This window comes from Flavobacterium sp. RSP15, from assembly GCF_003968755.1.
GTDB lineage: Bacteria > Bacteroidota > Bacteroidia > Flavobacteriales > Flavobacteriaceae > Flavobacterium.
Genome location: NZ_RYDL01000010.1, coordinates 52,542 through 76,486, shown reverse-complemented (window position 1 = coordinate 76,486; position 23,945 = coordinate 52,542). Strand labels below are relative to the sequence as shown.

The following is a 23,945-nucleotide window of genomic DNA, read 5'->3' as shown; positions in this document are numbered from 1 at the left end:
GTTAGTCGCCATCGCTATCTACATAATCAATAGTAACGTTTAATGCTTGCATCATATCTAGTTTTGTGTAGATTACGTTTTGCTGTAAGGCATCATACGCAGCAATCATTTTTGAATTATCAGTATTTACTTGTAGTGAAAAACTGTTGTTAAGGGAATTGTTTACAGTAAAAATTGTCGTAAACTGATTGTTTATAATGTCGCTTAATTTTTTATTATCTCTAATTATATTTAAAAAATCTAAATATGTTTTTAGACTTTCACCAGTTGTTGCATTATTGAAATGCTTACCATTAAAAAAATCTTGTTGTGCTTTTAAGGAAACATTTAGCAACTCTTTAGAAATATCTTTTTTGTAATAACCCTCCACTTTTTCGGGAAATTTAACACCGCTTGAAAAAACGCCTGACGGAATTCCTAATTTACCGGTCCGAATATCTTTTTCAAGATTTTTTACAAATAAATTTATCGTTTTATTTACTGAACTGCTTACCGTAGTTCCGTTATTAGCCACATAACTATTTCTAAAATTGGAATTCCAGTCGGTTACAACTGCGTCAATATTCGTTTTTAGTTTAATAACTACCGCGGTTAAGTACTGTTTGTAATTGGAGGCATTTGTATTTGTAACATAAAAACTTACAATGTTTGCATCACTTGTACCCAAACCATTTAGCAAATAATCTAATGCAGGAAAACCTTGTTTGTCAAGTTGAGATAACAATGCCAAATTGTAAGTTCCGGATGAAATATTTGAATCTATACCGATGGTATTTGTTGGATAAGTATTGGAAGCCATATTAAAATTGATTTCCTCAGCTTTACCTAAATTATACATTGATATATATTGATACGCTTTGTAAGCGTCTAACCAAGAAGATCTAACCGTTTGAAGATTTCCTTCAGTTGGCATTGAGACAAAAGTATTTGAGTTCGTTACCAATATTTGAACCTTTGCTTGGTAATTTATATAACTTGGAACAATGATATTATCAGCCCAGTTAGTTAAGAGTACTGTTCGATCATAATTATTTCCCTCAATAGTGCTCTCTCCCTCATTTGATGAGCAAGCCGCAATTAAAACAATGAGACTTAAAATTAATAGAATCTTTTTCATTTTTAAAAATTTTTACAAAAATACACAAAGTAAGAGAACTTAAATTCTCGTATTTTGTTTTTATTTAATTAATTTACTGTCGCAGCTTGCACTACTGTAAAACTGAATTTTGTTGCAATTTGGGATGAAATAGCATCGAGTTTTGCTCCCAATGTATCGATCGCCCACAAACCATTTGTTCCGCTCACCATAGAAGACAACATTGCATCTACTTCTATTTTTGTAAAGTAGGGGCTATTTGTTCCTGGTTTATTTGTATAACGCAATGCTATAATAAATCCGTAACCTTCAGACAAAGCGTGAAAAGCTTTTGCACCATTATCTGTTGCTAATTTACCTTTTCCTTCTTGTAAATAATATACAGCTCTAACGGCTGAAACCATTGCTAATTTTGCTTTAATGATATCAATTTGAGCATCACGAACAGCATAATCATTAGCAACAATCGCGGCTCTACCTTTGCGGAAAGCCATTTCAATATCGGCTTTTATAGTATTAAAATCAGTATCGGCATTGACCTGATTGATGTAGGTACTCCAATGTTTGAATACGTTTGGCGTAACCTTTAAATCATCTGAACCATATATGTAACCATAAGCTTCATCCCATGTATGTTCCATAGTTGTGTAAGACTTTCCAGCCACTAAAATTTTTGCGGTATTGTCTGCTTTATTAGTACTTTCATCTAATTTATTTAAACTTAAATAATTATTAGCTATTTGATCCATAAAACAAGCGCCCATCATTCCTTTTAATAACACTTGTTGAGGCTCTAATCCATTTGCTGCAAATAATCGTTTGCTTGTTCCATCTAAATAAACACCTGCAACACCCGCCGTCGCAGTTTTCCCCTGACTGGCAGCATCAGCATTGTCGAATTGGGTTTCAAATAAATCACGAACACTTACTTGTTCCGCTATTGAACCGCCACCAAGATATAATGAAAAATAATCTTTTGAAGAAGCTGTTTTATCTTTTAATTGTTTCCCTGAGGTGTTTAAACCTGCACCAGTATAGCGATTGTTTGTATTTAAATACATTTCAGACAAAACTGCATCATCAGCTACAGTTCCGTTTGTTGCGGCTGTACTAAAATATTTCCCCATTTCATCAAGCATTAATAATCGACTTGACTGACCTGAATAGTCTACAGTAGTTACTGCATTTCTTTCAAATGTATACGTTGTCGGAACTGTGTAGTTAAAAGATTCTTCAGCAGCTGCATTGTCATCATTTGAACACGAACCAAGTGCTAATACTAAAATTGGTAATGCAGAAAAAGATATTTTTTTAAAGTTCATTTCAGTTAATTTAGATTGAATTAAAATAATTTACTGCAAATATAAAACCTAAAATGGAACAAACAAGTTTTTATTTAAATTTATTCTAAATAAAATTTAACGATTTAATGAGCGAAAGCTATTTCAATTAGTGATGAATATGCTATCCCAATAACTACACTAAGTTTAGATAGGCTTATCACTCATGCTTATTGGGTTATCATAATGAAATGATATTGAATTTAATTCTTCTTCTAGTTCACATAGTAATGTGCGACTGAATATGATTATTAAATAGTTTAGGTTTGGTTAATTTCTATTTAATTTTAGTAATAAAAATCACTTAAAATAGTTTAAATCATTGGTTGAAAACAAATAAAAAAGTGACTATTAGTTATCTCGTTTATTTTCAATGACTTACCTCTAGTTTATTTTTTTTACTTGATGGTGAGTCACTGCAGCAAATTTGTCACGAAGTATTTTCATATTCTTACTTACTTTTTTGTCAAAAACCTTTGCATAATGCTGTGTGGTTCTTATATTTTTATGTCCTAACATTTTACTCACACTTTCTATTGGGACACCATTTGTTAACGTTACCGTAGTCGCAAAAGTATGTCGGGCAATGTGGAAGGTTAATTCTTTTTCGATTTCACAAACACCTGCAATTTCTTTTAAATAGGCGTTCATTTTTTGATTGCTTAAAATAGGCAGAAGGCGTTTCTCGTTTTTGCAAACGGGATGCTCAGCATATTTGTCGATGATATCTTTTGCCATTGGCAATAATGGAATTTTGGAAGCTGTATCGGTTTTTTGTCGGTTCTTGAAAATCCATTTATCGCCATCTATTCCCAAGGAAATATTGTCCAGTGTCAATTGTTTTACATCTATGTATGCCAAGCCAGTAAAGCAGCTAAAAACGAATATATCGGGAACGAGCTCCAATCGCTCGGAAACAAATTCTTTGTTTATCATTTGCTCTATTTCGGCTTCAGAAAGGAACTTTCGAATGACTTCTTTGACTTTTGCTTTGTAATTGGCGAAAGGATCCTTGTTTAGCCATCCATTGGCCAAACATTGTTGATGATTTTGTGGAAGTTCTTGATGTATTTTACAGCAGTGTTATTGGCACATTTTCGTTCACTGCGCAAGTAGAATTCATATTCGGTGATAAAGGAATGATCGATCTTCTCAATATTGATATCCGTGATGTTGTATTTCCAAGAAATAAAATCTTTAGTGTGTTTTAACGAAGTCTCATAGCGTTCCAGAGTACCAGGTGCGTATTCCTGACCCACCAGTTCTTTGATTTTACGATTGTGTTCCTGGAAGATAGGAATTAACATTCGCTCCCTTTCTTTTTTACCGGTTAACTCATTTTTGAAGGATTCAAAGTTTACCGGGATGTCTTTTTTAATTAAATTTTTCTCCACATTTAAAATCTTTGATTTTAAATTGTCAAGATGTCCATTGATTGAACGAGCTTCCTCCGAAGTCCCTCTCATTTTAGACATTTCGGATTGCCATTTGTCTGGGTCAACAAACTTGCCGGTGCTGTTATCCACTCGTCTACCATTGATGGTAATTCGTTGAAAAATTGGAGCCAAACCTTGAGCATTGACTTTGACTCTTTTTAAATAAAAAAGGATTGAAATTGGATTGTCCATAATTGGTAACCTTTAAGTTAATAGAAATTTAGAAAAACTATCAACTCAAAACAAGATGTTCAATGAATTAACCCATTGTTTCAAAAGGATTTACATAGGTAGGGGCACAATGTTTTTGAAATTTTATAGTGCCCCGAATTGTACTCCTTTAGAATGAGAAACTATTAATAATTTGGATAGGGAGTAAATTAAAAAACCCTCTAAATCATAGGATTTAAAGGGTTTTGGCAGGTTTTTTGAAATAACCAGCGGAGAAAGAGGGACTAATCGAAATTAGTAACCCCTTATATTCATTGACTTTAAAGCCAATTCTCAGAATGAGTGCACCGAATTATGCACCCTTTTTTTTGACTCAATTTAGCACTTAAATTGTATGAATCAAATTTACGGATTTAAGTCCAATTAATCTCATAAAGACGACCAAAAAATGAACGGGTTACATTGCAATTTTCAATTTGCAAGAATGATTTTAGTCAACGATTAAGTTCATTACCTGTTCCTGTTTCAGGCTGGTGTATTGGCAGAATTCTTCTATGCTCACCAATTCGTTTTGGAGCTTGTTAAGCTCTTTGCGGATGGTTTGCAACATTCTCACGCTTTGCCGGTAACTCTTCCCTGTAATGCGTTGTATGTCTTTCGGGTAGATACACAATCTCTTGTTTTCGATTTTCATACACTATCTATAGCTTTGGGTAGGCTTTGATATACTTTAAATTACTGTTGGCCAAACAGTAGTGGAGTAAAATTAATCAAAAAAAGGATGCGTTTACTCCCGATGAAACAAGGCGTGGAATTTTCTTTTATTCTATAGGATTGTTGATTTTTAATAATTCTCTTGCACTGACCGGTGCCAATGTATGGCCAAACATTTTAAGGACCTCGTTTACCTTTCCGAGATTTAGGTTTTCTTTGCCTTGTTCTATTTTACGAACAACAGTTAGTGCCACTCCAGCACGTTCCGCAAAAGCTTCTTGGGTTAGGTATACTTCATTTCTTTTCTCTTTTACAAAAGTGGCTAATGTCTTCATTGTTATATGCATTTGCATTGATTTTAAGAAAATATAGCGTTTTATATGTAAAAGCATATAGTTGTTTTTTTGGTAGGTTTACCGATACTGGGTGACATTTATGTTTAAAAATGCCATTTATACCACTGTAAGACATATGGAACAATAGTCTGTTCTAAATGATTGGTTTAAGTCTAATCTTTGTTTGGAAATCAATCGACAGATGTTGCAACGATAGATGATTGAGCAAATTTAAAACAGTATTAATTTAAAACATTAGAAATTATGGCAAGACAGAAAGGCATAATTAAGCTGAAAGGTACTATAGGAGATATTACTTTTTACAAAACCAAGGACGGGCATCTGGCTCGCGAAAAAGGGGGAATTGATGCAAACAGAATCAAGAATGATCCTGCATTTCAAAGAACCCGTGAAAATGGTTCAGAATTTGGAAGAGCCGGGAAGGCCGGGAAGATTTTGAGAACGGCATTGAGAGCTTTGCTTTTGAATACCGCTGATGGCAGAATGGTGAGCCGATTGACCCAGAAAATGGTTGAAGTGATTCAGGCGGATGTGACCAGCGTGAGAGGGTTACGAAACGTGATTGATGGGGAGGCAGAAATGCTTGCCGGCTTTGAATTCAATATCAGAGGAAAACTGGGCACCAGTTTATTTGCCCCATTTGTGGGAGCGATTGACCGTGCCTCCGGTGAAATCACTGTTGATCTGGAGCCGTTTGTTCCGGCAAACTTGATTGCCGCACCGAGTGGAACTACGCATTTTAAAATTATTTCTGCGGGAGCCGAGATTGATTTTGAAACGGAAACCTTTGTTGAGGCGCATTCCGAAACCGCGATTTTACCTTGGGATGCAGTGGCTACGGTTGCAATCTCCCAACTGAATACAGTTACTCCTGCAAGCACAAAACCGTTGTTTCTGGCTTTGGGAGTGGAGTTCTACCAAGAAGTTAATGGACAAATGTACCCATTGAAAAATGGCTCCTACAATCCATTGGCATTGGTTCAAGTGAGCGGATTGTAAGATGGTCCTGGTGTTGACACGGACGTATTTTCCAGAGGGAACGCAAGGGGTATTAGAATGGAACGGCACCATAGTTTGTTATACCATCGAATTGCCCTGGTTGGGAAACCAAAGGCGTATTTCTTACATTCCCGAAGGAGAATATGTTTTACAGAAGCGATTTAGTCCCAAGTTCCAATGGCACTTGCATTTGAAAAATGTTCCGGGGAGAGATTTGATCTTAATCCATCCCGCCAATGATGCTAAAACGGAATTATTGGGTTGTATCGCAACTGTAACACTGCACACAGGAATAGGGAAAGGAAGTTTTTCCCGAAAAGCGTTAGAAAAGCTGAAAGCTATAGTTAATGCGGCTTTGGCCAATAATGAAGAAGTAAAAATAAAAATCCAATCTAATCCTTCGACTCCGCTTATGATGACAAGGTAAAAAAGTAAAGAAATTATGAATATAGTTCAACGTGCGAAAGCACCAACCCCAAAGTTTTTTAAGGTTTTGAGAAGTATTGGAATGGCTCTATTGGCTATCAGTGGAAGTATCATTGCGGCTCCGGTAGTTTTACCTGTAGCCGTTGTCAGTATTGCCGGTTACGCTGCCCTCGCAGGAGGAGTCATTTCAATAATCAGCCAAATTACGGTAGATGATGAGGCCAACCGAGAGCAGGCCATCACCAATCGGTTGAAAAAAGACAATCAATATTTACCGCGAGATGGAATCAAATAACACCTTGCAAATTGGAACTGCATCAGGAACTTTGCTGAGTATTGTGCCTAATATCCTTTCTGAAGATATTATAAAAACGATTATCTTAGCGGTCGTAGGAGCAATAGTAAGTTTTACAGTTTCGCTCCTTTTAAAAGGATTGACAAAATTTAAAAAAAAACACTGAGACACTGAATCAAGTTCAATGTAAAAATGCAGCGAAAAATAATCCGGCTATGATTGGTACCCTTTTCCGGATGAATTGAGAAAGCCTGGTTCGAAAGATCAGGCTTTCTATTTTATAAGTCACAAAAAATAATTTTGATTGGGTTAAAAAACTGTTTTTCCCCAATTAATATTTATATTATCCTTATTTAATTTATTCAGAAGCCCAATTATCCATATAAGTTTCAAATACACTTAAAGGCACGGAACCAACCTGTAAAATTGCATCGTGAAACTTTTTGATGTCAAACTTGTCACCCAAGCTTTTTATATATTTGGCTTTCAATTCCGATATTTTCAATTCCCCTATTTTATAGGAAAGCGCCTGTCCTGGTATTGCCATATATCTTTCTGTTTCTGAAACAGAGGCTTGTTGCTCTCTTCCCCCCTTTTCCATCATGTATTGGATTGACTCTTCTCTTGTTAGTATTCCGGTATGCAATCCAACGTCTGTCACTAGGCGTATCGCTCTAAATAATTCGGATTTGTAGGCAGCCAATTTTTGATAAGGATCCGTGTACAATCCCAATTCTTCGCCCAATGATTCGGCGTACAAAGCCCAGCCTTCAGAAAAAACGGAATACGAGGCAAATTGTCTAATTTTTGGCAAATCCTGATTCTCTTGTTGTAAGGACAATTGAAAATGGTGTCCCGGAATTGCTTCATGGATAAAAAGGTTGTCCATCCCCAACTTATTGAATTTAGTAGCGTCAACGATTGGAACATTAAAATAACCGGGTCTGCTACCGTCCGTTGTGCCTCTTTCATAATTGGCAGCCGAAGTCGCGGCTTTAAATTTTTCGATTGCCTTCACCTCGAAGGCTGTTTTGGGAACAATATTGAATAATTTTTTCAACTTCGGTTCTATGATGGGCAGGATGGCTCTGTAACTTTCCAATATTTCTTCGTCGGTTGCGAAAGGGAAAAAGGAGGGATCAGTCAGGGCATAATTGAAAAAGGCAGTTCGGTCGCCCTGAAAGCCGATTTTAATCTTTAGATTTTCAATTTCTTTGGTAATTCGTTCCACCTCCCGAAGTCCGGTTTGGTAAATCTCTTCAGGTGTTTGATTGGTTGTCGTACTCATTCTAACCAAATAGGCATACATAGCTTTCCCATTAGGCAAATCATTATAGCCCGAAGAGGTTCTGGCTTTTGGTAAATAAACATTTTTTAAATAATCGGCCAGTTTTTGATAAGTAGGGATGATTTTTGTAATGATTGCGTTTTGATAGGCCAACCGAATCACTTTCTTTTCTTTTACTGAAAATGAGCTTGGTATATTTCGAACGGGTTCATAAAAGATATTTTTAAGTGTATCTGTAACAGTTTGAGCTTCCAGCTGCGGAATCATTTTAATCACCAAGGCTCTTGGAAGGACCATTTTCATTGCAAGACCTTTGTTAAAATTAGCTATCGCAGTATCGGCCCATATCGTAAAACCATCAATTCGTTTGAGCCAGTTTTCATAATCTTTCGCTGTTTTAAAAGGTTGAAAACTTTTTCCTGAACCAAGTGAGGGTAATGAACTGGGATAGCCCCTAAACTGGCTAAAGGGCATGTATTCAAAATTGAATTTTTCTCTTTCCAGTGTTTGCTTTATTTGGAGGCTCACGATATCAAAAGAAATTTTATCAAAGGAATTCAGCTTGTTTCTATCAAAAGATGCTAACTGTTTTTGATACATGATGGTAAAACCGTGTTGTTTTTTAAGGTAGGGTTCAGCGATATCGTTCGGAAATAAATCGTTGTATCTGTTGTCGCCTCTTTGTGTCGCTGTCAATGGGTTTAATAGTAAGCCGCCTTCGTAATAATTATCCAGAAATTTGCTGAATTTAGCATTGCTTGGGTTTTTTTGTGCCATTACAATTGTGCCAGTGAAAACAAAAAGTAGTACTGCTATTTTTCTAAGAAGAGATTTTAATTTATTCATATTAAGAATTGTTTAGAAAATGATTTAATACTATGCGTTAGATTAGTCTTTCGATTAAATGGCTGCTATTAGGGTATTTATGTTAAATAAATTTTTTTTCAATATGCTAATTTATGTTTTATTTTTTTAACTATTGCAATTATTTAGTTTGTACTCAAAGCGCTATTATTTACAATACCTCATCAATATCACTTTTCTCATTTCATTTATCAGTATAATATTCTTCTCGAATTGATCCTCTTTTTGTTCCAACAACCTCAACGCCTGAATTTGTTTTTTATGCAGCTCTTCTTCCTGCAGCATTTCATTTACCTTTAAGTTGAAAACTTTTTTGAAATCGTCGATTCGTAAAAATGAGATTACGGACCCAACCAGTGATTGATTCCAGAATCTTACTTTCCATAAACTATAGGCGCTAACCAGTAAACCGTTTCAGTGTCTTCTGGTGAATTCCGCTACGCTCCATTTGCCACTATTCATTCCTTTGTTGAGGATAAAGATTTGGTTTCCCTTGTAGGTGGTGTCTTTTTGGTGAGTCTTGATGATGAAGTTTGGCATAGTGCTGTTGGTTTAAAAAATTCGACTTAATTTTTTTGAAAAGAAAAAAAAAGAAAAAAGAAAGCCATATAATCAGCAGAAATGACGAACGGGAAGGGAGGAAGGCACGACCGACTGAAAGTGAGGAATGGATGCTAAATTTGCTGGATTTTTTTCTCTTTCTTTTCAAGAAATTGCAATATCGTTTTGTTGAGGTTTTTCTGGGGACGTTATTGTGATTGCTTCGTTTCTCTCGCAAGGCAATCAAACACCCCCAAGCACCGCAGAAAATGATGATTGTAGCGATAGCGGAAATCATTATTTATCGAGGAGCGCAGTGGCGGGGTTGCGGCAATCGAACAGCCATGCTAGACCGAGAACGGAACGTAGTAGCTTGCGGAGTAGAGAGAAGGAATAGCAGCGTCAAACGGCGAGGGAAAAATATAAGACAGCCAAAGGCGTTCCTTGATTTAGGGCGAAGTGACGTTTTTACGGAACGGCGCCAACCCTGATGGCTGTGCGAAGGAGCAACCGCTGAAAAAATAAAGGGCGACAGACATGATACTGCTGGAATGCAGTGGAACGTAGCCTGCGGAGTGTAACGGAATGAAGCGGTATTGTGGATGTAATAGCCCTGCCGAACGGAACAAAGAGAACGACCGAAGAGAGGCCGCTTGATTTCATTTTAATAGAATCTATCCTATTTGATTTTTTTATTAGTTAACATTTAATTGACAATAGAATAAAGACTTGTTAAAGATTTCTTAAAATCAAAAAGTTTACTAATAGTAAAATATTTATCAAATTTGCTTTGTAAAATTTACTAATAGTAATTATTTAAGAGTCTGATGAAAAATTTAAAAACGTGTATGATCTTATTATTGATGTTAAGTACATCTTTAATTTTTGCACAAACTACTACATTTAAGGGTAAGGTTGTTGATGAACAAAACGTATCGTTGCCAGGCGCAACTGTCATTATTAAAGGAAAAACCACTGGTGTGGGAACTGACATGAATGGTAATTTTGAAATTGAATTGCCAAAAGGGAATGAGATTATTACAATCTCCTATATTGGTTTTGATTCTGTTGATTTTAATACTTCTAAATTAACAAGTGCAGTTATAGTGCTTCAATCTAGTTCAGAAAGTTTAAATGAAGTTGTAGTAACTGCTTTAGGAATCAAGAAAGAAAAAAAGAAATTAGGGTATTCTGTTCAAGAAGTTGAGGGTGATTTATCAAGAGGAAGGGATGCAAATGTTATGAATTCTCTTGCGGGTAAAGTTTCGGGTTTAATAGTTGCCGCCTCATCAGAATTTTTTAGCAGTCCAAAATTATATTTGCGAGGAAAAAGTCCTTTGATTGTTGTAGATGGAGTTCCATTAGGTACGGATACTTATAATATTAGCCCGGACGATATAGAGAGTATCAATGTATTAAAGGGAGCTAATGCCGCTGCCTTGTATGGTTCTGTAGGAGGTAATGGTGCGGTACAAATTACTACAAAAAGAGGAACTAAAAATGCTAAAGGTTTTGTAGTTGAGTTTAATCATAATTCCTTATTTCAATCTGGATTTAATGCTATTCCTAATACACAAAATTCTTATGGGCCGGGGTCTTATGGTAATTATGCCTTTAAAGATGGTAAAGGAGGAGGAATAAATGATGCGGATTATGATCAATGGGGACCCAAGTTTGATGGGCAATTAATTACTCAATATGATAGTCCATTGGATACCAATGGAAATCTTATTGCAACGCCTTGGTTGGCCAGAGGGATTAATAATTTTAAAAACTTTATGGAAGACGGTTTGCTAATTACTGATAACTTGGCTTTGGCTTCCACCTTTGATAAGGGTAACATTCGATTCTCAGTTTCCAATACCTATCAAAAAGGGATTAATCCAAATACTAAATTAAACATCTACAATTATAACTTAAGTGGTCGATATAATTTAAGTGATAAAACTTGGGTAGATGCGAGTTCAAATTTTAATTTTCAAACTTCTCCTAATAACCCAAATGTGCAATACGGTCCTAACAGTTATTTGTATAACATGCTGATTTGGGGAGGAGCGGATTATGATATTAGAGATTTGAGAGATTACTGGCAAGAAGGAAAAGAAGGTTTGCAAGTAAAAAGCTTTGAATATACGCGCTATAACAATCCTTATTTTATGGCTTATGAATGGTTAAAAGGATATTATAAAAATGACTATTCCGGACAAATTAGTTTAAATCATAAATTTAATACCAATTTTGATGTTATTTTAAGAACTAATGTGGCATTGAGTAATTTGTTTAGAGATGAAAAATTCCCGTATTCCATGACGACTTATGGAAGAGAAAAAGCACAAGGGGATTACAAAGAACAATACGATTACAAATTCAAAAATTATTCGGATTTGATGCTGAATTATACTAAAACCATCAATAATTTTGATATAAAAGCCACTCTAGGTTTGAATAATAATACGGAAAAGTATAGAAATTCCTATGCTACTACGAACTATTTAATTATTCCGGGATTATATAACCTGAGCAATACCCAAACCCCGGTTCAACCCACTAATTATAAGAGTCACTTTGAAAGTAATAGCGCTTATGGTTCTTTAGATTTATCGTATAAATCATTCTTATTTTTAGGAGCTACAGGAAGGTTTGATACTGATTCCAGATTGCCGAAACAAAATAATACCTTCTTTTATCCTTCTGTGGGTGTAAGTGCTATAGTAAGTGAGCTAATTAATATTCCTCATGTAGATTATTTGAAAGTAAGAAGTTCTTATGCAAAAGTAGGCAGTTCTTTAGATATTTATAGTAACCAAGATACCTATAGACTAAGAGATCCATTTACTATCGATGGGAAAACTTATAATGCCGCATATGTTGGAGAGGTTTTATCCAATGCGGATTTAGAACCTGCATTTAACTCTTCAATAGAAGTTGGTTTAGAAACCAGAATGCTTAAAAATAAATTTGGATTTGATGTCACTTATTTTGAAAATACCAATGGGCCTCAAATTTTCGACTTAAAATATTCTGAAACTTCGGGATATTTAGGGAGTAAAGCGAACGGAATTACAACAAAAACAAAAGGAGTCGAAGTTTCTTTGTTCGTTAAAGCTATAGCAAGTAAAAAGTTTAACTGGAATTTTAATGTAAACTGGTCTACTTATAAAGAGTATTTGAAAGAAGTTTATGCTGGTATTCAAAACAATGGTTTAATAAAAATTGGAGAACGAGTTGACGGGTTTTATATCTATGATTTTATGAGATCTAATACCGGAGCACTAATAGTGGGTGGTGACGGAAAACCTTTAATGAATTCGTATCAAACTAAGATTGGAAACAAGGCACCAGACTGGGCTTTAGGAGTTACCAACAATCTTAGTTATAAAAACTTTGTATTGAACTTCAGTTTTGATGGAAGATATGGCGGTAAAATCGAAAATTATGTCAATCTTAAAATGTGGCAAAGTGGTAGACATGAATTTAGTGATACTCCGGAAAGAGCCAATGATGTACAAGGTATTAAGTCTTATATCACGGATGGAGTAGTAGTTACTGGAGGAGAATTAGTTACTGATGGACAAGGCAATGTGTTGACAGATAGCAGAACTTATACCGCGAATACCACAAAAATGTATTTTCAAGATTATGCCAAATCATATCATGGTAAAACTGCGGCTAATATTATTGATAAAACCTTCTTTAAATTAAGAGAAGTAAGTGTTACTTATAATTTGCCTCAATCTGCGCTGAAAAATTCATTTATAAACGGAGCTTCTATCTCATTGATAGGAAGAGATTTATTGTATTTCTCTAAAAATAAGAACATCGATTTGGATCAATTTCTAAACGAAGGTTCTTCGCCTTTGCAAACACCAACCGTAAAAAGTTATGGTCTTAACTTAAACTTTAAACTTTAAAAATAAAAAGATGAAAACATTAAATAAGTATAAAAACATACTAATCATTGCACTAATTTTTATAATTAGTTCCTGTACCAATTTTGATGAATTAACGAATGATCCGAACAGAGCCACGAGCGTTCCGCCTTCCATGTTATTATCTGAGGTGTTAAGAGTGACGAATAATCTCGGTGAAGGTCCTTGGTCTGATGCACAAAGAGACAACCAATTTTGGACAATATCGTTTGATTATTACGGATCTCAAGATTATAATTGGGGATCAGCACCTTTACGATATACGACCTTATCTAATGTTGTTGCGATGGAAAAAGAAGCTGCAAATTTAGATACCAAAAATAAATACGGTGCTTTGTCAAAGTTTTTTAAAGCTTACTTTTTAGATTTTATGACAAAAAGAATGGGAGACATCCCGATGACAGAATCATTAAGAGCAGCAGGTGTTGATGCCATTACACAACCTAAATACGATAGCCAAAAAGAAGTTTACGTAGAAATATTAGCACTTCTTGAAGCGGCAAATGATCAAATAATTATTGCTAAGGGAGAAGTTGGAACTGGAGCTGTTGAAGGGGATTTTTTATTTCAAGGAGATTTAGACAAATGGCAAAAAACCATTAATGCTTTTCATCTAAGAATTTTAATCAGTTTGAGTAAAAAAACAACAGAAATAGATGTTAAAACAAAATTTAATCAGATCGTATCCAATCCAAAAAAATATCCAATTATGACCGGAATTGCTGATAATATGGCCCGTAGTTTTTCAGATGAGAATGGCAATAATTATGAATTAAATCCAAGTAGTTATGGTTTCAACAGAAACAGAAATATTATGGGAGGAACCTATTTAGATATTTTAAAACAAAATAATGATCCTAGAATCTACAAAGTAGCTGATCCTGCTCAATTTTATTACGATGCAAATGATCCTTTAAATTTAAACGCTTATATCGGTGCGAATACGGGTGAGGACCAAGGCGCCATGCAAGTCGCATCAGATGAAGGAAAGTTTTCTTATCCAAACGAAAAAAGGTTTTATAGTACTTACAGTGGAGAAGAGTATATTTTAATTGGGTATGCCGAACAACAATTTGGAATTGCTGAAGCCATTAATAGAGGATGGATTGCAGGTGATGCGGCTACTTATTATAATTTAGGGATCAAAGCTTCAATGGAGTTTTATGCTGTTTCCACAACTGACATCGATACTTTTTTAGCTAGTGCCAATATTGTTTATAAGGGAAATACAGCAGATGGATTAGAACAAATTTTGAGTCAAAAGTATGTCGCCTTTTTTCAAAACTCAGAGCGCGAATCCTATTTTAATTATAGAAGAACAGGAATTCCCGTTTTTAATGTAGGGTCTGCTAATAAAAATGGGTTAAGAATTCCGATGCGATGGAAATATCCACAATCTGAATTTGAAACCAATAGTATGAATGTCAATGCTGCATTGACTAGTCAATACGGAGGATCAGATGATATCAATGCCATAATGTGGTTGTTAAAATAATCAAGGATGCACTATATAAAAATTTTAAGTATGGCCATAGGGATTTCTTCCTTATGGTCTTGTACAGCAAAGGCGCAGATCAGCGCTCTTGAAGCAAAACCCAAGCATGTAATTGTGATTGGTTTTGATGGATTGAGTCCTGCTGGGCTGGAAAATGCAACAACGCCTAATTTTCATAAAATCATGCAAGAAGGAGCATCCACGCTTCATGCCAGAGCAGTATTACCTTCTAGTTCAAGTACTAATTGGGCTTCTATGATAATGGGAGCAGGTCCAGAGCAACACGGTATAACTTCAAATAGTTGGGAAAAAAATAATTTTGTTTTGCCGGCGGTTACCCAAAGTGAGGATTTTCTTTTTCCAACTATATTCCATTTGATTGACAAACAAATTCCAAATGCTGAAATTGGAGCCATTTATCATTGGGACGGGTTTGGACGTTTATTCGAAAAAAGCGCGGTTGATTATGATGTAAACCCAAAAACAGAAGATGAAACTGCAAAAGTAGCCAATGCCTACATTAGTGATAAAAAACCAACCTTCACTTTTATTCACTTTGATCATAACGATCATGCCGGTCATGAATATGGACATGGAAGTCCGGAATACTACAAATCTGTGGAGAAAGCAGATGAACTATTGGGAGCGGTAATGGAGGTTATAAAAAAATCTGGAATGGAAAATGAAACCTTGGTCATTATTTCTTCTGACCATGGTGGAGTTGCAATGGGGCATGGTGGGGAATCACTCGAAGAAGTAGAGATTCCATTTATACTTTGGGGAAAAATGATTAAGAAAAATTTTAAAATAATAGATCCTGTCTATCAGTATGACAATGCTGCAACAGTAGCTTTTGCTTTAGGGCTAAGAACTCCCAAAGCCTGGATTGGAAAGCCAGTAAAAAATGCATTTGTGGGTTTTTCAGAAATGGATGATTACCCTTTGACAGAGCGATTGAAAGAACCAATAATGTTTCCTAAAGCTGTATACAATAAAAAAGCAGGAGGCTTGTTCGATGTCGTTGCTGAAATTAGTATTGAAAATCCAAACCAGGATGGAAAAATATTTTTTACAGTTGATGGAACAATGCCCACAAAATTTTCAAAAGCCTATACCACCCCTTTTAATACTAATCAAAATACAGTTGTCAAAAGTGCTATTTTCAAGAATGGAAAAATTAGTAGTATGGTTAGTGAGGCCTACTATAGAGTAAAATCAAAAAAATTATTAGCACCAGTAACTTACGAACTTTTTTACTTAGACAATCTAAGTAGTATCCCTTCCTTAGAGAGTAGAATACCAGATAGTAAAGGAAGCTGTTTTGAAATCACCACAGATGGTCTAAAAGAAGAAATTAAAAGGAATACTGCTATTCGATTTAGAACACAAATTAGAATTGAAAAAGCAGGGAGTTACACTTTCTATACCCGTTCTGACGATGGAAGTAAATTATGGGTAAATGCTGTTGAAGTTGTTGATAATGATGGTGATCATGGTGTAAGCGTAAAAGATGGAAGCATAGTACTTAAGGAAGGAATGCATCCTATGGAAATCGTTTATTTTAATGCCGGAGGCGGTGGCTGGTTGGATGTGTTTTATGAAAGTAAAGACATCCCAAAACAGATTATTCCCACAACAGTTTTAAACGCTCAATAGCTATTATAATTAAGATGCAACACAAAATCCCCATAAATAGTGTAACCGAAGGCGATATTAATCTTACAGCGGCGCGCAAGGATTGGTTGGCCACAGCAGTTGATGAAAAAACAAAAGTACTTTTAGAGAAAGATGCCCGATATTTTTTGCATCAGGCTTTGTCAACGCCTTGTCTGGATGTTTTAAACGATTGTAATGATGCTACTATAACTTCTGTTTCTGGTAAAAAATATTATGATTTTCATGGGAATAACGTGCATCAAATAGGGTATTCGAATCCTAAACTGATTAAAAATATTAGCCAACAGTTACAAAGTTTGTCTTTTTCGCCAAGAAGATTCACAAACGAACCGGCCATTAATTTTGCGGAGAAATTAGCCAGTTTATGTCCGGGAAGTTTAAACAGAATCCTTTTAACGCCTAACGGAAGTTCGGCTGTGGGGATCGCCTTGAAATTAGCGCGAGCCATAACTAAAAAGTTTAAAGTTGTTTCTTTCTGGGACTCTTTTCATGGGGCTTCTTTAGATGCAATCAGTGTGGGCGGCGAGTCTGTTTTTAGAGAATATATGGGGCCGTTATTGCCCGGAATTGAACGAATTCCTCCTCCGGTTACCTATCGTGGTATTTTTGAAAATAACGAAAATAAATGTTTAGAATACCTAGAGTATGTTTTTGCTAAAGAAGGAGATATTGGTGCTTTTATAGTGGAAACTATTAGAAATACCGATGTACAAATTCCATCGAAACATTTTTGGAAAGAGGCTAGAAACCTCTGTAACAGCTACGGTGTTTTATTGATCTTGGATGAAATTCCAATTGCTTTAGGCAGAACCGGAAAAATGTTTGCTTTTGAACATTATGATATCGAACCTGATATTTTGTGTCTGGGCAAAGGTTTAGGAGGCGGTATTTTTCCACAGGCTGCAACTATTACCAGAGATGAATATAACGTTTTTGGCGCTGTTTCATTGGGACATTATACGCACGAAAAAAGTCCAATTGGAGCCATCGCAGGGCTAACAACAATTCAATTTATTGAAGAAAATAATCTCTTAGCAAAAGTACAGGAAGATGCGATTTATATGCAATCCGAATTAAATAGGTTTCAAGAAAAATTCTCACTTATTGGTGATGTTCGCGGCATAGGTCTTTTGTGGGGCATAGAATTAGTAAAAGACCGAATTACCAAAGAAAAAGCGATTGTTGAGGCTGAAAAAGTGATGTATGCTTGTTTGAAGCGGGGCCTTAGTTTTAAAGTTTCGGTAGGAAATGTATTGCAATTATCGCCGGCATTAACTATTAGTAGAGTAGAATTGATGGATGCTTTACAAATTTTAGAAGAAAGTTTAGCATCAGTACAAAATTAGAAAAACAATAAAAATGAAATATTTACGCCTATTATTAGCCCTATTTTTGATCCCTTCTTTATCGATTCAGGGACAAGAAAATTTAGTAAAAATAACCATTCAACCCTATCTACAAGATGCTTATCCCAACTCTATAAAAATCCTTTGGGAAACAAATTCGGGAGAAGAAAGTATTGTAGAATGGGGATTGACAAGAAAATTAGGGAAAAGAACATCCGGAAAATCTTTTGATGTTAATTATAGTTCTGCCAGAATTCACGAGGTGAAATTAGAAGGATTAAATCATTATACCGCTTATTATTACCGTGTACTTACTAAAGGAGTTCAATCGGATATTTTTGAATTTAAAACGCCACCCTTATCCACTCAGGCAGAATCTTTTAATATCATTGCCATGAGTGACATGCAAAAGGATCATAACAATCCAGACAAATTTTCTGAGATTGTAAATCAGGGAATTCTGGACTATTTACAAAAAGAATTTCCGGGTAAAATATCTAATAATTTAGCTATGGTTCTAATTCCAGGGGACTTGGTAGAAAATGGTACGAATTATTCCCAATGGAAAAATGATTTTTTTAATCCTGCCGAAAAACTTTTTTCTACAGTTCCTTTATATCCTGTTCTGGGAAACCATGAAAAAAACAGTATTTATTATTTTAAATATTTCAGTCTTCCAGAAAATGGTTCACCTGCTTATGCGGAACATTGGTGGCATAAAGATTACGGAAACACGAGAATCATAGGCTTAAACTCTAATGAGGGCTACAGCGATAGTAAACATCAGTACGAATGGTTGCAAAAACTTTTAGACGAAACGGCTAAAAATCCTGAAATAGATTTTGTTTTTGCCCAATTGCATCATCCACATAAATCGGAATTATGGATCCCAGGAGAATCTAATTTTACTGGTAAAGTGGTCCAATTATTAGAAGATTTTACCACGAAAACAGGAAAGCCGAGTATTCACTTCTTTGGGCATACTCATGGCTATTCTAGGGGGCAATCAAAAGACCATAAACATTTGTGGATAAATGTTGCCTCAGCTGGAGGAGCAATAGATAATTGGGGAGAGTTTGAGGGAAAAGATTACGATGAGTTTACCGTTACACAAGATGAGTATGGGTTTGTAATGGTTGAGGTCGATGCCAATAAAAAAGATCCAAAGTTTACGATTAAAAGGATAAGCAGAGGAAATGAAGAACAATTTAAAGCTAATGAAGTAAGTGACCAAGTCGTTATTTATAAAAACGAACGCAAACCTAATATTCCTAAACCGGTTTCTCCTGCTGATTTTATAGCGGTTGATCTTAGCGAAGTACTGTTAAAAGCGGGTGTCTTTAGCAGCGAATTTGAAGGCGCTTTTCACGCTGCTTCCCATTGGCAAATTTCTAAAACTAAAGAATTTGAAAAGCCAATTTTTGATAGTTGGAAACAACACGAGAACTGGTATTATAAAGTAAACAGACAAGAGAATGATGATCTTACCGATGAGCACAGCAATCGATTGGAAACAAATCTTACTTATTATTGGCGCGTTCGTTACCGAGATCAGAATTTAAACTGGAGCGATTGGTCTGATGTTGCAACATTTAAAACAAAATAACATGAAAAAGTCAGTTGTACTAACGAGTTTACCCGCTTTTTTTGGAAATAGTAATACTGTATTTAGTGACGTTAAAACAACAGAACAGTTGTTTAGCACTCAAATCGCCCCCACCGTTTTACAGGTTTTAGATCGCAAATTGAAAGATGCTGAAATGAAAGGCAACCCGATAAAAGTATTCAAACACTAATGAAAAAGTTAGTAAAAAAATCGAATATTCCTTTTATATTGAATGCTTCACTGGCTTCGTTTGGTGCTTACTTCTGTATGTATGCCTTCAGGAAGCCCTTTAGTGTAGCCACATTTGAAGGGATGGAAGTATTTCATATTGATTACAAAATTATTCTAATCATCGCACAAGTATTGGGTTATGCATTTTCTAAATTTATTGGAATTAAAGTGGTCTCCGAATTAAAAGCCAACCAACGAGCGTATTATTTGGTGGGATTAATTCTCATTGCGGAACTGGCTTTGGTTTTATTTGCTTTGGTGCCCCAACCCTATAATGTAGTTTTTATGTTCCTGAACGGAGTTCCTCTGGGAATGATTTGGGGAATTGTTTTTTCCTATCTTGAAGGCCGTAAATTCACTGAAATATTAGGGGTAGCTCTTAGCACCAGTTTTATCGTTTCCAGTGGGGTCGTGAAATCAGTTGGACTTTTTGTAATGACATCTTGGGGATTTTCGGAGTTTTGGATGCCTGCCATCACAGGAGCATTATTTGTATTACCTTTATTGTTTTTTAGTTGGCTATTGGAACGAATTCCAAAGCCCACACAAGAAGATATTGAACTGCGCTCCGAACGTATTCCGATGGTTGGAAAAGACAGGAAAAAGTTGTTGTTGCAATTTTTATTTCCAATAACGATATGGGTTTTATTTTACACCTTCCTGACCGCTTTTAGAGATTTTAGAGACAATTTTTCCCGAGAATTATGGGATACTATTGGGTATAAAGGGGATGTATCAGTCTATTCGAGTTCTGAAACATGGGTTGCTTTCATTGTATTGTTGGTTTTAGGATTTGCTTTTTATTTTAGAGACAATAAAAAAGCCTTATTTTTTTACCAACTTTTGCTTTTGGTAGGATCAATTTCCTTAGGATTTTCAACCTATTTATTTCACTCCGGAAATTTAGATCCATTCACTTGGATGGTCGTTTCGGGCTTTGGATTATATATTTGTTACGTCCCTTTTAATTGTCTATTTTTTGATCGTTTTATAGGAGCTTTCCGGATCAAAGGGAATGCCGGTTTCTTGATTTACCTTGCCGATGCCTTTGGTTATTTAGGAAGTGTTCTTGTTTTGTTGTATAAGAATTTTGGACAATCTGGTTTGTCCTGGATTGATTTTTTTATGTACAGCGCGTATTCGGTTGCAGGAATTGGAGTCCTTGTCACCATCAGTTCAACTCTTTATTTAAAAGGAAAATATAAAAAACATAAAAATCAAAATGAAAATTTTAAATTAGTAGTAGATGAAACCAATGTATGATCTTATAGTTGTCGGTAGCGGAGTTTTAGGCACTTTTCACGCCTATCATGCCTTGAAAAAAGGACTTCGGGTAGCTATTATAGAAAAAGATAAAATGCCAAAAGGAGCTACAATTCAAAATTTCGGACAAGTTGTTCCTTCAGGAATGGACTCAAAATGGCAGGCATACGGAAGAGAAAGTTTAGCGATCTATAAAGAAATTCAAAGCCAATTTGATATTTCAATCCGTCAAAATGGCTCGGTTTATTTGGCTTCGAATGAGGAAGAAATGCAATTAATTGAAGAGTTGGCTCAAATTAATCAATCGAATCAGTATCAATCCCATTTGTTGACTAAACAAGAATGTTTGGATAAGTATCCGGGTTTGCGTTCCGATTATGTAAAAGCAGGATTGTTTTTCCCTGAAGAAGTTACGGTGGAACCTAGAACGATGATTTACAGGTTGCAAGAGTTTATGATTCAGAATATGGGGCTAAAACTAATCACCAATACCAGTATTATTAATTGTGAATCTACGCCAAGCGGAGTCTCTCTTTCAAGTGCTGCAAATGAAGAATTCATAGCCAGTAAAGTGATTATTTGTAATGGGAATGAGTTTAAAAACTTGTTTCCAAAGCTTTTTAACGAAAGTGATTTAGAGGTTTCGAAGTTGCAAATGATGCAAACCAAACCGCAGCAAAATTATACACTTGACGGCTCGATACTTACAGGCTTGTCCATCAGGAGATACGAAGCGTTTTATGAATGTCCTTCCTTTAAATCAATTAAATCAAATGAAGATCCAAATTCTTTAGAAAAAAAATGGGGCGTACATATCTTATTCAAACAAGCGGCTGATGGTTCCGTCATTTTGGGCGATTCCCATCAGTATGCTGACGCCAAAAATAGTGATGATTTGGGTTTTGATTTAGACATGGATATTGATAATTTCATGATCGAAGAAGCCAAAAAAATAATTGATTTGCCCAATTATGAAATTCAAAACAGATGGTATGGCCTGTATTCGCAATGTAAAACTAAGGATGTTTTTGAGCATACAATAGATAATAATATTCATATCATAACAGGAATAGGCGGGAAGGGAATGACAGCAAGTGCCGGATTTTCCAAAGAAAATATAAATAAAATTTTTAATACAAAAGAATGAAACAAAGAATAGAATTGGTGGTCTTTGATATGGCCGGAACAACAGTTAATGAAGGCAATGTCGTTTACAAGACTGTACAAAAAGTGATTAATGATGAAGGATTTAATGTTAGTTTAGAAGATGTTTTGAAGTATGGAGCGGGAAAAGAAAAACATCAGGCGATTACAGATGTTTTAAAAGAATATTCGCGCCTTAATAATGTTAGTCAGATTGCTGACGCTGCCTTTTCAAAATTTAAAATAGCGTTAAAAAATGCCTATGATATTTTAGAAATAAAAACTTTTGAGGGGACAGAGCAACTTTTTAAAGATTTAAAAGCTAGTAATATTAAAGTGGTTTTAAATACAGGTTATGACAGTAAAACGGCTCATTTGTTATTAGAAAAATTAGGCTGGATTGTAGGCGAAACAATTGACGGATTAATAACAGCTGATGATGTAGAAAATGGAAGACCGGAAGGAGATATGATTCTTTTGGCAATGAAAAATACAGGTGTAAATAATGCTGAAAAAGTAATGAAAGTTGGTGATTCAGCTATAGATGTTGAAGAGGGTAAAAATGCTAATTGTGGTATTACTATTGGAGTTTTGACAGGAGCTCAAAATAGAACTCAAATACAAGAAGCAAATCCAACTTATATCATAGAAAATTTAAATGAATTAAGAGCGATTCTTTTATGATTTTTGTTTAGTTATTTTTTGAACTCTCCTTTTTGATATACTAAAAAGGGGAGTTTTTTTTTAAAAATTATTCTTTTCCAGTGTTTAAAAAAAAGTAAAGCACTAGCATTTTAGCAGAAATTAGTCCCTTATTGACAGGCACATGAGGTATTCGTCCATCAAAAAAGAGAGAATCACCTTCTTTTAAAAGCACTTCTTTATCACCAATCATATAAGAACATTCACCAGAAATCATGTATTTGAATTCATAAGCATCCGTTTCTACCTTGTCTCTTTGAGAATTAGGTTGCACTTCAAGTAAAACAGCTTCAAATCCAATTGAGGAAAGTTGTTTGCCAAAAATATATTTATAAGTAAAGCCTTTGGCCTCATCTTCCTTTTCGATAATCGCATTTTCTTCGGATCTAGATACAATATAACTAAGTTCTGAAGGTTTAGGCATACCTTCAAAAAAATCGGAAACGTTTATTTCTAACGCATTAATTATATTCAATAATACCGGTAAAGAGGGAATAGTTCTCCCATTTTCAATTCTGGAAATCAGGCCATTACTTACATCAGCAGCGCTAGCGACAGTGCTGATGGTTTTTTTATTGGCTTTTCGAATATCTTTAATTCTTTTTCCAATACCTATTAAATAGTCATTCATAGCTTGTTTGTATTTAGTACGAATATCCAAATTTAACTTGATATAAAAAAGCCGCCTTATTGTTTTTACGCATTTTCTTTTATCAGAATCAGAAAGAATATTAAAAAAATTTTTATGTTTTAGTACAGAGTATCTTAGGAATATCCCTTTTCCTTTAAAATAAATGAGGAAAGTTTTTTTAAAATGGTAAAAAATTATATTATACAAAGGTTAAATTTTTATTATCTGTTTGGTCTATTATTTTAATTTTATTTTTAACGCATTTGTTTCAAAAATTTCAGTCTGAATGATTTTTTTTTAATAAAAATTAGTCATTATTTCTAATTTAAGTAATTTATTTGAAGAGCTAATTTGCTTCTAATTTTAAAAAAAAAATATCTAATTCATTGTATTTGTT

The 23,945-nt window shown here is 35.0% G+C and carries 20 protein-coding genes and 1 pseudogene; 13 read left to right on the top strand and 8 right to left on the bottom strand.

Annotation, left to right across the window (positions count from 1 at the left end):
• Window position 1: 1 nt before the first annotated feature.
• The 5 genes from EKM00_RS11200 to EKM00_RS11180 all read right to left on the bottom strand — a co-directional run bounded on the left by EKM00_RS11200 (window position 2) and on the right by EKM00_RS11180 (window position 5,092).
• Entirely contained in the window at window positions 2–1,117 is a 1,116-nt protein-coding gene (locus EKM00_RS11200; protein WP_126516226.1) for an imelysin family protein, read from the bottom strand.
• Window positions 1,118–1,185: 68 nt separating this feature from the next.
• Entirely contained in the window at window positions 1,186–2,418 is a 1,233-nt protein-coding gene (locus EKM00_RS11195) for a DUF4856 domain-containing protein (protein ID WP_126516225.1), read from the bottom strand.
• A 402-nt stretch (window positions 2,419–2,820) separates the two neighbouring features.
• Window positions 2,821–3,471 carry a site-specific integrase gene (locus tag EKM00_RS15205; RefSeq protein ID WP_370453934.1) on the bottom strand — a complete coding sequence of 217 codons (651 nt, stop codon included), beginning with the start codon at window positions 3,469–3,471 and terminating at the stop codon, window positions 2,821–2,823.
• Entirely contained in the window at window positions 3,453–4,064 is a 612-nt protein-coding gene (locus EKM00_RS15200) for a phage integrase SAM-like domain and Arm DNA-binding domain-containing protein (RefSeq protein WP_370453933.1), read from the bottom strand. The genes EKM00_RS15205 and EKM00_RS15200 overlap by 19 nt, the downstream gene beginning before the upstream one ends.
• 800 nt (window positions 4,065–4,864) lie before the next feature.
• On the bottom strand, window positions 4,865–5,092 hold the full coding sequence (locus EKM00_RS11180) for a helix-turn-helix domain-containing protein (RefSeq protein ID WP_126516255.1): 228 nt from the start codon (window positions 5,090–5,092) through the stop codon (window positions 4,865–4,867).
• Window positions 5,093–5,356: 264 nt separating this feature from the next.
• On the opposite strand from EKM00_RS11180, the gene EKM00_RS11175 reads away from it, so the two are divergent.
• Genes EKM00_RS11175 through EKM00_RS11160 form a run of 4 tightly spaced genes read left to right on the top strand, consistent with a single transcriptional unit; the run spans window position 5,357 to window position 6,999 of the window.
• On the top strand, window positions 5,357–6,112 hold the full coding sequence (locus EKM00_RS11175; protein ID WP_126516224.1) for a hypothetical protein: 756 nt from the start codon (window positions 5,357–5,359) through the stop codon (window positions 6,110–6,112).
• 1 nt (window position 6,113) lies between these two features.
• Window positions 6,114–6,539: a DUF5675 family protein gene (locus tag EKM00_RS11170; RefSeq protein WP_126516223.1), complete on the top strand. Its 426-nt coding sequence runs from the start codon at window positions 6,114–6,116 to the stop codon at window positions 6,537–6,539.
• A gap of 15 nt (window positions 6,540–6,554) precedes the next feature.
• Entirely contained in the window at window positions 6,555–6,833 is a 279-nt protein-coding gene (locus tag EKM00_RS11165; protein ID WP_126516222.1) for a hypothetical protein, read from the top strand.
• Window positions 6,820–6,999, top strand: a complete 180-nt coding sequence (locus EKM00_RS11160; protein WP_126516221.1) for a hypothetical protein — start codon at window positions 6,820–6,822, stop codon at window positions 6,997–6,999. Before EKM00_RS11165 ends, EKM00_RS11160 begins: the two co-directional genes overlap by 14 nt.
• A gap of 192 nt (window positions 7,000–7,191) precedes the next feature.
• On the opposite strand, the gene EKM00_RS11155 is transcribed toward EKM00_RS11160, so the two are convergent.
• A complete protein-coding gene (locus tag EKM00_RS11155) occupies window positions 7,192–8,967 on the bottom strand; it encodes a DUF885 domain-containing protein (protein ID WP_126516220.1) in 1,776 nt (591 codons plus the stop codon).
• Window positions 8,968–9,132: 165 nt separating this feature from the next.
• Window positions 9,133–9,525: pseudogene (locus EKM00_RS15265) on the bottom strand (DUF6943 family protein).
• Window positions 9,526–10,352: 827 nt separating this feature from the next.
• On the opposite strand from EKM00_RS15265, the gene EKM00_RS11145 reads away from it, so the two are divergent.
• Genes EKM00_RS11145 through EKM00_RS11105 form a run of 9 tightly spaced genes read left to right on the top strand, consistent with a single transcriptional unit; the run spans window position 10,353 to window position 22,899 of the window.
• The gene (locus tag EKM00_RS11145) at window positions 10,353–13,436 is read left to right on the top strand and encodes a SusC/RagA family TonB-linked outer membrane protein (RefSeq protein WP_126516219.1); all 3,084 of its coding nucleotides are present in this window, start codon (window positions 10,353–10,355) and stop codon (window positions 13,434–13,436) included.
• A gap of 10 nt (window positions 13,437–13,446) precedes the next feature.
• Complete coding sequence (locus EKM00_RS11140) at window positions 13,447–14,949, top strand: SusD/RagB family nutrient-binding outer membrane lipoprotein (protein ID WP_126516218.1); 1,503 nt, start codon at window positions 13,447–13,449, stop codon at window positions 14,947–14,949.
• A gap of 6 nt (window positions 14,950–14,955) precedes the next feature.
• On the top strand, window positions 14,956–16,605 hold the full coding sequence (locus EKM00_RS11135) for an alkaline phosphatase family protein (protein ID WP_126516217.1): 1,650 nt from the start codon (window positions 14,956–14,958) through the stop codon (window positions 16,603–16,605).
• A gap of 14 nt (window positions 16,606–16,619) precedes the next feature.
• Window positions 16,620–17,972 (top strand): (R)-1-hydroxy-2-aminoethylphosphonate ammonia-lyase, encoded by a 1,353-nt coding sequence (gene pbfA, locus EKM00_RS11130; protein WP_126516216.1) that lies wholly within the window; start codon window positions 16,620–16,622, stop codon window positions 17,970–17,972.
• 13 nt (window positions 17,973–17,985) lie between these two features.
• The gene (locus EKM00_RS11125) at window positions 17,986–19,578 is read left to right on the top strand and encodes a purple acid phosphatase family protein (RefSeq protein WP_126516215.1); all 1,593 of its coding nucleotides are present in this window, start codon (window positions 17,986–17,988) and stop codon (window positions 19,576–19,578) included.
• Between the two features lies 1 nt (window position 19,579).
• Entirely contained in the window at window positions 19,580–19,768 is a 189-nt protein-coding gene (locus EKM00_RS11120; protein ID WP_126516214.1) for a hypothetical protein, read from the top strand.
• Window positions 19,768–21,072, top strand: a complete 1,305-nt coding sequence (locus EKM00_RS11115; RefSeq protein WP_126516213.1) for a DUF5690 family protein — start codon at window positions 19,768–19,770, stop codon at window positions 21,070–21,072. Before EKM00_RS11120 ends, EKM00_RS11115 begins: the two co-directional genes overlap by 1 nt.
• Window positions 21,056–22,219 (top strand): TIGR03364 family FAD-dependent oxidoreductase, encoded by a 1,164-nt coding sequence (locus EKM00_RS11110; RefSeq protein WP_126516212.1) that lies wholly within the window; start codon window positions 21,056–21,058, stop codon window positions 22,217–22,219. The genes EKM00_RS11115 and EKM00_RS11110 overlap by 17 nt, the downstream gene beginning before the upstream one ends.
• Window positions 22,216–22,899, top strand: coding sequence for a phosphonatase-like hydrolase (locus tag EKM00_RS11105; RefSeq protein ID WP_126454759.1), 684 nt, complete (start codon window positions 22,216–22,218; stop codon window positions 22,897–22,899). Before EKM00_RS11110 ends, EKM00_RS11105 begins: the two co-directional genes overlap by 4 nt.
• A 67-nt stretch (window positions 22,900–22,966) precedes the next feature.
• Here the strand turns inward: EKM00_RS11105 and EKM00_RS11100 are convergent, their stop codons facing one another.
• Entirely contained in the window at window positions 22,967–23,548 is a 582-nt protein-coding gene (locus tag EKM00_RS11100; RefSeq protein WP_126516211.1) for a helix-turn-helix domain-containing protein, read from the bottom strand.
• Window positions 23,549–23,945 lie beyond the last annotated feature (397 nt).